General features: G+C 32.1%; 10 protein-coding genes. 8 read left to right on the top strand and 2 right to left on the bottom strand.

All coding sequences use genetic code 11. The annotated features are described in order from the left end of the window. Positions 1-1,158, top strand: a complete 1,158-nt coding sequence (locus Q0739_RS03095; RefSeq protein WP_298237231.1) for a GNAT family N-acetyltransferase — start codon at positions 1-3, stop codon at positions 1,156-1,158. A 61-nt stretch (positions 1,159-1,219) separates the two neighbouring features. Further along, a complete protein-coding gene (locus Q0739_RS03090) occupies positions 1,220-1,720 on the top strand; it encodes a hypothetical protein (protein ID WP_298237230.1) in 501 nt (166 codons plus the stop codon). A gap of 167 nt (positions 1,721-1,887) precedes the next feature. Here Q0739_RS03090 and Q0739_RS03085 read toward each other — a convergent pair whose 3' ends face one another. Further along, positions 1,888-2,808 carry an SPFH domain-containing protein gene (locus Q0739_RS03085; RefSeq protein WP_298237229.1) on the bottom strand — a complete coding sequence of 307 codons (921 nt, stop codon included), beginning with the start codon at positions 2,806-2,808 and terminating at the stop codon, positions 1,888-1,890. Positions 2,809-2,882: 74 nt separating this feature from the next. Between Q0739_RS03085 and Q0739_RS03080 the strand changes: the two genes are divergently transcribed. After that, positions 2,883-3,566: a hypothetical protein gene (locus Q0739_RS03080; protein WP_298237228.1), complete on the top strand. Its 684-nt coding sequence runs from the start codon at positions 2,883-2,885 to the stop codon at positions 3,564-3,566. Between the two features lie 59 nt (positions 3,567-3,625). On the opposite strand, the gene gltX is transcribed toward Q0739_RS03080, so the two are convergent. Next, on the bottom strand, positions 3,626-5,146 hold the full coding sequence (gene gltX / locus Q0739_RS03075; protein WP_298237227.1) for a glutamate--tRNA ligase: 1,521 nt from the start codon (positions 5,144-5,146) through the stop codon (positions 3,626-3,628). 234 nt (positions 5,147-5,380) lie between these two features. Between gltX and Q0739_RS03070 the strand changes: the two genes are divergently transcribed. The 5 genes from Q0739_RS03070 (at position 5,381) to Q0739_RS03050 (ending at position 12,880) form a co-directional block, all read left to right on the top strand. Then, the gene (locus Q0739_RS03070) at positions 5,381-8,797 is read left to right on the top strand and encodes a DUF4175 family protein (protein ID WP_298237226.1); all 3,417 of its coding nucleotides are present in this window, start codon (positions 5,381-5,383) and stop codon (positions 8,795-8,797) included. Next, on the top strand, positions 8,790-9,206 hold the full coding sequence (ybeY, locus tag Q0739_RS03065; RefSeq protein WP_298237225.1) for an rRNA maturation RNase YbeY: 417 nt from the start codon (positions 8,790-8,792) through the stop codon (positions 9,204-9,206). Before Q0739_RS03070 ends, ybeY begins: the two co-directional genes overlap by 8 nt. 75 nt (positions 9,207-9,281) lie before the next feature. Then, positions 9,282-11,153, top strand: coding sequence for a tRNA uridine-5-carboxymethylaminomethyl(34) synthesis enzyme MnmG (mnmG, locus tag Q0739_RS03060; RefSeq protein ID WP_298237410.1), 1,872 nt, complete (start codon positions 9,282-9,284; stop codon positions 11,151-11,153). Between the two features lie 121 nt (positions 11,154-11,274). Continuing rightward, entirely contained in the window at positions 11,275-12,135 is an 861-nt protein-coding gene (locus tag Q0739_RS03055; protein ID WP_298237224.1) for a class I SAM-dependent methyltransferase, read from the top strand. A 226-nt stretch (positions 12,136-12,361) separates the two neighbouring features. Beyond that, on the top strand, positions 12,362-12,880 hold the full coding sequence (locus tag Q0739_RS03050) for an OmpH family outer membrane protein (RefSeq protein ID WP_298237223.1): 519 nt from the start codon (positions 12,362-12,364) through the stop codon (positions 12,878-12,880). Positions 12,881-13,037: the final 157 nt, after the last annotated feature.

Raw genomic sequence — 13,037 nt, 5'->3', positions numbered from 1 at the left:
TTGATAGATTATAAAATATATAACACAGTTAAGAGTCTTCCAGTGTCATGGGATGAACTTTCCACAAGGGACATTTTTTTAAAAACCAGCTTTTTAGGAGGCCTCGAAAAATCGGCTCCTAAGAACATTTCTTCATATTACATTGGTATTTTTAAATCGAATGAGCTAGTTGGTGTAGCGATTATCCAGCGAGTTGAAATGTATGCCGACGATATATTTAGAAAAAGCTCAAATAATAGGTTAAAACAATTAGCTAAACAGTTGGTTTCAAAAATAGTAAAAGGAAACGCATTAGTAATTGGTAATTTAATGCATACTGGACAGCATGGTTTTTATTTCGAAATAGAAAAATTAAGTCAAGATCAATTTTTAAATACACTTGAAAAAGCTATTCAAGAGTTAACGTTGCATATTAGAACAAGGTTCAATAAAAAAATACGTATCATAGCCTTTAAGGATTATTTTGAAGACGATAATATTCACAAAAGTTATCAATTTTTCAAGAAAAATAATCTTTATAGGGCTATGGTTCAGCCTAATATGGTGTTGTCAATTGATAAGGAATGGAAGCATCCAGAGGATTATATTACGGCCTTTAATAAAAAATATAGGAGACGCTATAAAACTGCTAGAAAGAAGTTTGCTAACATTGAAAGCAGAGAGTTAGATGCAGAATATATAGAAACTAATTCTAAAACTATTTTTGAGTTATATGAGACTGTTTCAGATAATGCCAAGGTAAATTCTTTTAAACTTCAAAAACATCATTTTACATGTCTAAAAAACCATTTAAAAGATAGATTTAGAGTGTTTGGGTACTTTATAAATGAAGAATTGGTTGGCTTTTATACATTAATACTTAATAATGAAATATTAGAAACGTATTTTTTAGGTTATAATAAAAATTTACAAAATCAGCATCAAATGTATTTAAACATGATATTTGATATGGCCTTTTTTGGTATTGAGAACAAGTTTAAATCTATTGTTTATGCTAGAACAGCCATGGAGATTAAAAGTTCAATTGGTGCTAAACCCAAAACCATGCACATTTACTTGAAACACACCAATAATTTTGTAGCGAACACTATTTTAAGATGTATAGTCAAGTACATGAACCCCATTCAAAAGTGGGAGGAGAGGCATCCTTTTAGTTAATTTGACTTAGCGTATTGTTAGATTATTAGTTTTTATCGACTTAATATATAAATCAAACACTATGAAGAAGTTATTATTCCTTTTGGCAATTTTACCGCAGGTCTTTTTTTCGCAAGAAATGGATAATGAAAAGCTAGAAACCATTTACACTACGGTTAGTGATTCTATTCATGGAAATCTGGGTGCATGGCAATTTTATATACAAGATATCCCTATGATGTCTATAACTGATGCTAATCACAATAGAATGCGTATAATTTCTCCAATTGCAGACTCAAATGGTGTAAGCGACAAATTGCTTAAAGCTGCTCTAGTTGCTAACTTTCATACAGCTCTAGATGTTAAATATGCTGTTTCAGATGGCGTCTTATGGGTTGTATTTATTCACCCTTTAAAGGAATTGTCTGAAGACCAAGTAAAAGACGCAGTGAGCCAAGTGTATTACGCAAATATTAATTTTGGGTCTACTTTTGCTAGTACATCTTTATCTTTTCCAGGAAGTATAAATAGTGAAGTAGAGGAGGAACCGAAAAAAAAGAACCCCAATTTTAAGAAGTTGTAGATTTAAAAAAGAAGAGGCTGTCTAAAAAGTAAGTTCGATGTCATATTGAGCTTCTCGAAATATTTTTAACTTACTGATAATCAATATCGGTTTCGACAGGCTCAACCTGACAAATGAAATTATAATGACTTTTTAGACAGCCTCTTGTTATTATTAAGATGGGGGTTTTACTCCTTATTCTTTTTGGCATTTTTCATAGCTTCACCTATTTGATTACTAGCTGCAAAACTTGCAACCATATCGTTAAGCATATTGCTTCCCGCTTGTGGTGCATTTGGTAGTAGAATTAAATTACTGTTGGTTTCTTCACCTAAAGACTGCAATGTATCGTAATGTTGCGTTACAACAATTAAAGCAGAGGCTTCTTGTGAATTTATCCCAACGCGGTTTAATACTTCTACAGACTCTTCTAATCCACGTGCAATTTCGCGTCGTTGATCTGCAATACCTTGCCCTTGTAAACGCTTACTTTCGGCTTCAGCTTTTGCTTTTTCAACTATTAAAATTCTTGCAGCATCTCCTTCAAATTGTGCTGCTATTTTTTCGCGTTCTGAGGCATTAATACGGTTCATGGCTTCTTTTACCTGTGCATCAGGATCAATATCTGTAACAAGTGTTTTAATAATATCAAACCCATAGTCTGACATCGCATCATTAAGTTCTGCTTTTACCGCTAAAGCAATATCATCTTTTTTAACAAATACATCATCTAGCTTCATTTTTGGTACCTCGGCACGAACAACATCGAATACATATGAGGTAATTTGATCATGCGGATAGTCTAGTTTATAAAAAGCATCATATACTTTGTCGCGAATCACTTTATATTGCACAGACACTTTAAGGCGAACAAACACATCATCCAATGTCTTTGTTTCGATAATAACATCTAGTTGTTGAATCTTTAAACTTAATCTGCCTGCAACTCTATCAACCAAAGGAATTTTTAATTGCAAGCCTGAGTGACGAATACTTTGAAACCTACCAAAACGCTCAATAATAGCAGCAGTCTGTTGCTTTACGATAAAGAATGAGGAGATTAAAATAATTAATCCAATGAAAATAAAGGGAAATAATAAGTAGCTCATGGTTTTTGTTTAAAAATGTTAGAAAAATTAAGATACAAAATTTATATTATATTTGGTAGCATATAACCTTAACTATGAAAATTAATAGCCTCTTTTTATTAGTAGCAATTACTGTATGTTTTGTTACAACAAGTTTTGCACAACCCAGAAATTATGACATCACTAATGGTATTGGAATTTTTGGCGGCATTACCAAATTGGATATTGAAACAGATAATTTTATAACCGAGCAAGGAGATGGTTTTTTATTCGGAATGTCTGCAACGGTAGATTTGCCTCATAGATGGTACAATATGAGTTATGGTATGCAATTATCGGAGAATTATATTAACATTTCTGGAAGACCAGATATGGTTAGTACACAAGAAGAATATATTGAGTATAAAATGTTCGCTGCACAATTGGCTTTATTGGGTCATGTGAAGCTTATAGGAAGCTATTTAACTATAGATGTTGGCCCTATGCTGCAATATAACGGGAAGTTTGAATTAGAAAACAACAACCAAGAGGGGTATTATATAAATAACTACACCAATTTACAAGCCAATGATATTTTAGAGATTTCTAGGTTTAATTTTAATGGGTTAATTGGAGCGTCGGTTGGCTATAAGTTCTTCCGATTAAAAGCACAACATATTTATGGTTTCACCAATATATTGAGAAAATTAGAGGATCAAACACTAGATACAGCAGGCGGAGACGAACGATTTGAAGGAAATCAATCCATGTTAGTTTTTGGAGCTATGATTTCTTTTTGACGCCTTTTGGCACCACTCCTGAATTTTTTTGAGGTTTAAGATTCAACAGTAAACTTAAACTACTTCAACGTGTTTACCATAGCCTGAATGCGTTTAACGCTTTCGGTTTGCCCAATCATATACATAATATCAAAAACATCTGGACCTTGTAAAGCGCCTACAAGAGATAAGCGCAATGGCATCATAACCTTCCCAAAACCTATTTCATTACCTGTTATCCAGCCTTTAATATTCTTCTGAAGGTTTTCAACAGAAAAGTCATCAATATCTTTAATTAAAGAGATTACTTGGGTCATTATCTCGGGAGTATCCTCTTTAAAGGCTTTTTTGGAAGCTTTTTCATCATACATTTTAGGTGCTTGAAAAAAGTAGTAAGTCAAATCCCAAAAATCGCTTACAAAAGTAGCCCGTTCCTTCACTAAACCAATAACTAATGCTATGTAATTCACATCAATATCGGCTAATGCTTTATGCGACGACTTGAACATTTCTGCAAGCACTTCATTGCTTTGTTCTTGCATATAATGATGGTTAAACCATTTAGTTTTATCTGGGTCGAATCGGGCTCCAGATTTATTTACTTTTTTCAAATCAAAAGCATCTATTAAAGCGTCTAATGAGAAAATTTCTTGTTCGGTACCAGGGTTCCAACCAAGAAAGGCTAGAAAGTTAACCATAGCTTCTGGAAAATAACCATCTTCTTTATATCCTCTTGAAACATCATGAGTTTTTGGGTCTTCCCATTGTAAAGGAAAAACTGGAAAGCCTAATTTATCACCATCTCGCTTACTTAGTTTACCTTTTCCTGTTGGCTTTAAAATTAGTGGCAAATGTGCAAATTCAGGCGCTTCCCAACCAAAAGCATTATATAACTGATAGTGCAATGCTAAAGAAGGGAGCCACTCTTCGCCACGTATTACATGAGAAATTTCCATTAAGTGGTCGTCTACAATATTAGCTAAATGATAAGTCGGCATGCCATCGCTTTTAAAGAGTACTTTATCATCTAATATATTTGTGTCAATTTTTATATCGCCACGGATGATATCTTTTAGATTTAGAGTTTCGTCTTGTGGTGACTTAAAACGAATTACATAATCTTCACCAGAATTAATTTTTGCTTGTGTTTCTTTTTCTGAAAGCACTAGAGAATTTACTAAACGCCCCTTTTCTCTATTGTGCCAATTGTAAATAAAAGTTTTTCCTTTAGATTCATGGTCTTTTCTATGAAAGTCTAGTTGTTCATAAGTATCAAAAGCATAGTAAGCTTGACCAGAAGCTATTAATTGATCTGCGTATTGTTTATAAAGATGCTTACGTTCACTTTGCTTATAAGGACCAAATTTTTCATTCTTTCCTGGGCCTTCATCATAAGGCATTCCGCACCAATTTAAAGCATCAATAATATATTTTTCTGCACCACCAACATACCTGTTTTGATCGGTATCTTCAATTCTTAAAACAAAAGTACCGTGATGCTTTTTTGCAAATAAATAATTGAATAAGGCAGTACGTACGCCTCCAATATGTAAAGGTCCTGTTGGGCTTGGCGCAAATCGCACCCTAACTTTTTTGGTCATGTTAGTAATTAAAATTTATGTTTTGATTCCTTCAACAATATAACTCCGAATGTCACATTGAGCGTAATCGAAAAGTTGTTTCAAGAATTGGGGCAAAGATACAATTAACACTTAATTATAAACCTTGTAAAAAATAAAATTGTAGTTTAGTAAGTTAAATTACACAGCTATAATTGAATATAGCTTAATCATTTAAGAAAGGGAAACTTATAAAAGAAGAGATTCTATTAAGAAATGCAAGAAAATTTTAATAATGTATTAGGTAAATTAGAGCAATTCATTAGAAAATACTACACTAATGAACTAATAAAAGGCACAATCTTGTTTTTTGCAATAGGGTTCTTGTATTTGTTGTTTACGTTGTTTGTTGAGTATATCCTTTGGCTCTCCTCATCAGCTAGAACGGTGTTGTTTTGGGTTTTTATTGCTGTAGAAAGTGTTTTATTCGCCAAATTTATCGCTTTGCCATTATTGAAGCTATTTAAACTTCAAAAAGGTATTGATTATGTAGAAGCTTCAAAAATTATTGGACAACATTTTTCAGAGGTAAACGATAAATTGCTTAATGTTTTACAGCTTAATCAAAGCGAAAAACAATCAGAGTTGCTTTTGGCAAGTATTGAACAAAAATCTACCGAGCTAAACCCCATTCCTTTTAAACTTGCCATTAACTTCAGTAAAAACATTAAGTATCTAAAATATGCGGCTATTCCTGTAGCTATTCTTTTATTAACTTTTTTATCTGGAAACTCTAATTGGTTTAGTGATAGTTACACGCGCGTAGTTAATTATAAAACAGCTTATGAGCCGCCAGCACCATTTCGGTTTTTTGTTGTAAATAACACCTTAAATGCTATTGAAAATGAAGATTTCAAGCTCATTGTTAAGACAGTAGGCAATGTTGTGCCAGAAAATGCAGAAATTGAATATAACAACGAGACTTATTTTTTACAGAATACAGCTTCGGGAGAATTTGAGTTTGTTTTTTCGAAGTTAAAAACAGATGTGGAATTTCGATTATTAGCAAATAATGTTATTTCTAAGCCTTATACTTTAAGCACTTTACAAGTACCATCACTTGTTAGTTTCGACATGGTTTTAGACTATCCAAATCACACAAGGAAAAAAGATGAAACACTAAAGGGAACAGGAAACGCCATAGTGCCAGAGGGAACTAATATTACTTGGTTACTTAAAACAAAGTCTACAGAAAATGTTAAACTTTTTTCAAAAGACACACTTCTTTTTTCTTCCGAAGAACCAAATAGTTTTAGCGCTTCTAAACGCCTTTATAATGATTTAGATTATAGTTTAAGCACGAGTAATGTTAATTTAAAAGATTATGAGAATCTATCTTTTAAGATTGATGTTGTTAAGGACGAATACCCAGAAATAAACATTAAAGTTCAAAAAGATAGTTTGGATTTACAGTCACTTTATTTTTATGGGCAATTGAGCGATGACTATGGTTTAACAAAACTACAACTAGTTTATTACCCAGTTGAAAGTAATGATTTTAAAGAATATAAAAATATTCCAATTTCTAAATCAAATATTGCAGATTTTGTAACAGCTTTTCCCAATGATTTAGATGTTGCTGAAGGAGTACCTTATGAAATGTATTTTCAAGTATTTGATAATGATGTAGTTAACAAGTATAAAAGCGTTAAAAGCAATGTATTTGTTTATAGAAAACGAACACAAGAAGAAGAAACTCAAAAGAAGCTGCAAGAGCAAGGCGAAACTATTAAAGATCTCAATAAGTCTTTAAAAAAATATGATGAGCAAGAAAAGCAGTTGGAAGAATTAACCAGAACTCAAAAGGAAAAATCAGATCTTAATTTTAATGATAAAAAGAAACTAGAATCATTTTTAAAACGCCAAAAACAGCAGGACGAAATGATGAAAAACTTCAATAAGAAACTAAAAGATAATTTAGAAGATTTTCAAAAAGAAAACCCAGAAAAAGATGTTTTTAAAGAGGATTTAAAAGAACGATTAAAGGAGAATGAAGAGCAATTAGAAAGAGACGAAAAACTTCTTGAAGAATTAAAAAAGCTACAAGAAAAAATAAATAAAGAAGAGCTTGTTAAAAAACTAGAAGAGTTAGCTAAACAAAATAAAAATAAAAAAAGAAGCCTTCAGCAATTGTTGGAATTAACAAAACGATATTATGTTGAGAAGAAGTTAGAAAAACTTAAGGAGGACTTAATGAAGCTAGCTATAGATCAAGAGAAGTTATCAAATGATTCTGAAGAGAACAACACGAGAGACAAACAAGACGAGCTTAATAAAAAGTTTGATAAGTTTACTCAAGAATTAGACAACCTTAAACAAGATAATAAAGGATTAAAAAAGCCATTGGATATTCCACAAGATGAGTTAGAGGAATTAGAAATTGAAAAAGAACAACAGAATGCATCGGAAGAATTAGGCAAAAAGGATGAAGAACAAGTATCTGATGAAGAAAAAACAAAACCTAAAGATGAGCAGAATCAAAATTTAAAAAATGCCCAAAAAAGTCAAAAAAAGGCTGCTCAAAAAATGATGAATATGAGTCAGAAAATGCAAAGCTCTATGCAAGGTGGAGGCGGAGAGCAAATGCAAGAAGACATGGAAATGCTTAGGCAAATATTAGACAATTTGGTGCTTTTTTCATTTGATGAGGAGGCGTTAATGAACAAATTTAGATCCATTGGGGTAAATAATAATAAATATGCTAATTATCTTAGAAACCAGAATAACTTAAGAGAACATTTCGAACATATAGATGATAGTTTGTTTGCCTTATCATTAAGACAACCTAAACTTTCCGAAAGGGTAAATAAAGAAATAACAGAGGTTTATTTTAATATTGAAAAAGCTCTGGATTTACTTGCAGAAAATCAATTATATCAAGGAGTTTCAAACCAACAATTTGCTATTACTGCTGCAAATAATCTTGCAGATATTTTGAGTAACATTCTTGATAATATGCAAGAGAGTTTGAGTATGTCACCAGGAAAAGGCCAAGGAGATATGCAATTACCCGATATAATTATGAGTCAAGAAGAGTTAAATAAAATGATGGAAGAAGGTTTGAAAAATGGAAAAAAGGGAGATCCAAAAGAAGGAGAAGGAGAGAAAGAAGGTAAAGGAGAAAAGGATGGAGATAAAGGTAAAAACGGTAAGGAAGGTAAGGAAGGTGAAAATACTGGTGAAGGCGATAATGGTAATTCTAATGGAGAAGGATTAAATGGAGCGTTGTATGAGATTTACCAGAAACAACAACAATTGCGTCAAGCTTTAAAAGATGCATTAGACAAACGCGAAAAAAATGGAATTGGTGGAGAAGGAGATAAATTGCTTAAAAAAATGGAAGATGTAGAGTTAGATTTGCTTAACAAGGGTTTTACCAATCAAACATTACAAAAAATGATGGAGTTACAGCATCAATTACTAAAACTAGAGAATGCAACATTCCAGCAAGGAGATGACAATAAACGAGAGTCTGAAACGAATACAAACCAATTTAAAAATAATTCTAATAATCAAATTCCAACAGCAAAACAATATTTTAAAACTACCGAAATATTGAACAAGCAAGCATTACCTTTGCAACAGATTTACAAAAAGAAAGTACAAGAGTATTTTAAAACAACGAATGATTAATTTCAATTACGAAACAACATTTAAGTTAGAAACAGAAGATGAGATTTCTAAATGGATTTCTAATGCTATTTCCTCTGAAGGATTTAAGTTAGAAGAAATTAGTTATGTGTTTTGCAATGACGAATATTTGCATAAATTGAACGTTGAGTTCTTAAATCATGACACACTTACAGATATTATTAGCTTTGATTATTCTATGGGAAAATTAATACAAGGCGATATTTTTATTTCTGTAGAAAGGGTTAGAGATAATGCTAAAGATTTTGGTGTTTCTTTTGATGAAGAATTAAACCGTGTTATCATTCATGGTGTGTTGCATTATTGTGGCTATAAAGACAAAACAAGTTCAGATGCAGAAGTCATGAGAGCAAAGGAAAATCACTACTTGTCAATACTTCAGAAGAATTAAAGATTTCAACGTATATTTGCAAACTTAATTATTTAAATGTTCCACGTGGAACATGCTTAATTAAAAAGAACAATGATGTTTAACGAGGTTTATGATGTTATAGTAGTTGGAGCAGGTCACGCTGGTAGTGAAGCTGCTGCTGCTGCTGCAAATATGGGAAGCAAAACATTGCTTGTTACCATGAACTTACAAAACATTGCTCAAATGTCGTGTAACCCCGCTATGGGAGGCATTGCTAAAGGCCAAATTGTTCGAGAAATTGATGCACTAGGGGGTTACAGCGGCATAGTATCTGATACATCAGCTATTCAGTTTAAAATGCTAAATAAATCTAAAGGGCCTGCAATGTGGAGCCCAAGAGTGCAGAGTGATAGAATGCGTTTTGCAGAAGATTGGAGATTGCTTTTAGAGGGGACTCCAAATCTTGATTTTTATCAAGAAATGGTTTCTGGTCTCATCATAGAAAATCATAAAGTTGTTGGTGTAAAAACTTCTTTAGGAATTGAAATAAAGGCAAAGTCTGTTGTCCTTACAAACGGTACTTTTTTAAATGGCTTAATTCATATAGGGGATAAAAATTTTGGTGGCGGAAGAGCAGGTGAGAGAGCGGCAACTGGAATTACAGAACAGCTTGTGGGTTTAGGTTTTGATTCTGGTAGAATGAAAACGGGAACACCACCTAGAGTTGATGGAAGAAGTTTAGATTATTCTAAAATGATAGAGCAACCAGGAGATCAAGATCCTGAAAAGTTTTCTTATTTGGATATTACAAAGCCATTAGCAAATCAACGTTCTTGTTATATGACTTACACTAGTCTTGAGGTGCATGATTTACTTCGTGAAGGTTTTGATAGGTCGCCTATGTTTAATGGTAGAATTAAAAGTTTAGGCCCGAGATATTGCCCATCAATAGAGGATAAAATTAATCGTTTTGCTGATAAAGATAGACATCAATTATTCATTGAGCCTGAAGGTTGGAATACGTGTGAAGTTTATGTAAATGGATTTTCTACATCTTTACCTGAAGATGTTCAATTTAAAGCCCTACGTTCTGTTGTTGGTTTTGAAAACGTAAAATTCTTCAGACCAGGTTATGCTATAGAATATGATTATTTTCCGCCAACGCAGTTAAAGCATACTTTAGAAACTAAGCTTGTTGAAGGCTTGTATTTTGCAGGACAGATTAATGGTACTACGGGTTATGAAGAAGCAGCGTCTCAAGGATTAATGGCTGGTATAAATGCGAGTTTAAAAGTTCAAGAAAAGGATGCGTTTACTTTAAAAAGGGATGAAGCTTATATTGGTGTTTTAATTGATGATTTAATTACTAAAGGTACAGAAGAGCCTTATAGAATGTTTACATCAAGAGCAGAATATAGAACGCTATTGCGTCAGGATAATGCCGATTTAAGATTAACACCTAAGGGATTTGAATTAGGGTTGGCTTCTGAAAAACGTTTAAAACGTATGGAAGAAAAACATGAAGCTGCCGAAAAATTTGTTAACTTTTTTGAAACCCAAAGTGTAAAACCCGAAGTTATAAACCCCATTTTAGAGCGTAAAAATTCATCTCCAGTAAAGCAATCAGGAAAGTTATTTAAAGTATTTGCTAGACCAAATATTGAGATGAATGATGTTAGACTAGTAGAAAGTGTTGAGGCATATATTCAAGATAATAATTTGGATAGGGAAGTTATTGAGCAAGCCGAAATTCAAGTTAAGTATGCAGGATATATTGCCAAGGAAAAGAATAATGCTGATAAACTAACGCGCTTAGAATATGTGAAAATCCCAGAGAATTTTGATTATTCGCAAATCAAATCTATGAGTTTTGAAGCACGTGAAAAGCTAAAAAATATTCAACCAACAACGGTATCCCAAGCATCTAGAATTAGTGGGGTTTCACCAAACGATATTTCGGTTTTGTTGGTTTATATGGGAAGATAAGTCGATAACCAATATTTATAATTTAATATGTTCCACGTGGAACGTCTAAAATAAGTTTCTTTTAATAAGACCTGATAGGTTTCAAAAACCTGTTGGGTCTTAGAAAAATATTAGTGAATTAGTGGTAAAACAAAACTCAAATCATACTCATTTAAAAGTAAAAGACCACTCGGTTTCAGGAGAAGAATTCGAATTAATCCGAAATTCAGAACACGGTTTTTTGGAAACCACACCACAACCATCTTCAGATAAATTGCCTGAATATTATAAAAGTGAAGACTATATTTCGCATACAGATTCAAAAAGAAATCTATTCGAAAAAGTATATCATTTAGTTAGAATAATTTCTTTAAAAAAGAAACTAAACTTAATTAATTCTTTTTCATCAAAGGAAAAGAATCTTCTAGATGTTGGATGTGGCACAGGAGATTTTTTACAAATAGCGTTACAAAATAATTGGAATATTTTTGGCATAGAACCAAATGATCAGGCCAGAAAAATAGCCAATAAAAAAACAAATAATTCGGTTTTCAAAGTAGATCAGCTTTCAAAGTTTGAAGCTAATAGTTTTGATGTGATTACCCTTTGGCATGTCCTAGAGCATTTGCCAAATTTAGAAGAACACATTTCAATATTTAAAAAGCTTTTAAAGCCAAAAGGAACTTTAATAATAGCTGTTCCAAATTATAAAAGTTATGATGCTAAACATTATAAACAATTTTGGGCGGCTTACGATGTGCCAAGACACCTTTGGCATTTTAATAAAGAATCTCTTTCTAAATTAGTTTTGAAGCAACTCATGAAAGTGACTAAAACAAAACCCATGTGGTTTGATGCTTTTTATGTATGTATGCTTTCAGAAAAATATAGGTCAGGTAAAATAAATCCTATTAATGGATTTTGGATTGGGTTGCTTTCAAATATAAAAGCAATTAAAACTAGAGAAGCCTCATCATTAATTTATTTAGTTAGAAACAGCTAAAACTCAATATAACAATCTTTATTTTAATTTTTATTGAACACACATAAACAACCCTAGGTTATTTTTAAAAACCTCTTAAAGCGCCTTAAATCGATTCAATTTTTATAAATATTAACTATTTTAAGTTGTTTTAGTATAAATAATTCTTATGTGTTAAAATCCAAGCAAAACCATTTTAAAATAAGACCTACTTTGTTACTTTTGTCGGAATATTAAATGTTTAGAAATGAAGAATATAATTTACTTACTATTAGTTGCAGTTATAATAACTTCTTGCCAAAAAGAAAAAAAGATTGGTTATGTAGATAATGGAACAGTTATTAATGAGTATCAAGAAAAGAAAGATGTAGAAGCAAAGTTTCAAGCTAAAGAAGAAGTTTGGAAGAAAAAAGCAGACAGTATTAGTCAAGCATTTCAATTAGAAGTTCAGCAAACACAAATTACTGCTAGAAATTCTAGTCAAAAAAAGGCTCAGGAATTAATGTCTGGTTTACAACAAAAGCAACAAGTATTGCAACAACAAATGCAATTTGAACAGCAACAACTAGGACAAGCATTTCAAACAGAAATCGATTCATTAATTATTAAAGTGAAAGATTTTGTAAAAGATTACGGTAAAACAAATAATTACACCTATATCTTGGGGACTAGTGATGCAGCTGCTTCTGTACTTTACGGTGCTGAAGAGAACGATTTAACACAAACCATATTGGATGCTTTGAATGCTAATTACGAGTTGAAGTAACACGTAACAACCTAATAAACAAAACATTAAATAGTCTGCTTAAATAATTGAGCAGGCTTTTTTATTTTTTAAGTAGATAAGATTTTAAATAAAAAACCTCCGCTAGTAAGGTTTAGCGGAGGTACACAATAAAAGCTTGAACCCTCATTCTCTTTTA

This window comes from uncultured Algibacter sp. (genome assembly GCF_947487605.1).
In the GTDB taxonomy this organism is placed as follows: Bacteria; Bacteroidota; Bacteroidia; order Flavobacteriales; family Flavobacteriaceae; genus Algibacter_D.
This window is presented reverse-complemented; position numbering and strand designations above follow the sequence as displayed.

What these genes read in the sequence shown, in the direction of transcription:
- Q0739_RS03090 (WP_298237230.1), top strand. Translation starts at nt 1,220, where the DNA reads ATGAAGAAGTTATTATTCCTTTTGGCAATTTTACCGCAGGTCTTTTTT.
- Q0739_RS03085 (WP_298237229.1), bottom strand. Translation starts at nt 2,808, where the DNA reads ATGAGCTACTTATTATTTCCCTTTATTTTCATTGGATTAATTATTTTA.
- Q0739_RS03080 (WP_298237228.1), top strand. Translation starts at nt 2,883, where the DNA reads ATGAAAATTAATAGCCTCTTTTTATTAGTAGCAATTACTGTATGTTTT.
- gltX (WP_298237227.1), bottom strand. Translation starts at nt 5,146, where the DNA reads ATGACCAAAAAAGTTAGGGTGCGATTTGCGCCAAGCCCAACAGGACCT.
- Q0739_RS03070 (WP_298237226.1), top strand. Translation starts at nt 5,381, where the DNA reads ATGCAAGAAAATTTTAATAATGTATTAGGTAAATTAGAGCAATTCATT.
- ybeY (WP_298237225.1), top strand. Translation starts at nt 8,790, where the DNA reads ATGATTAATTTCAATTACGAAACAACATTTAAGTTAGAAACAGAAGAT.
- mnmG (WP_298237410.1), top strand. Translation starts at nt 9,282, where the DNA reads ATGTTTAACGAGGTTTATGATGTTATAGTAGTTGGAGCAGGTCACGCT.
- Q0739_RS03050 (WP_298237223.1), top strand. Translation starts at nt 12,362, where the DNA reads ATGAAGAATATAATTTACTTACTATTAGTTGCAGTTATAATAACTTCT.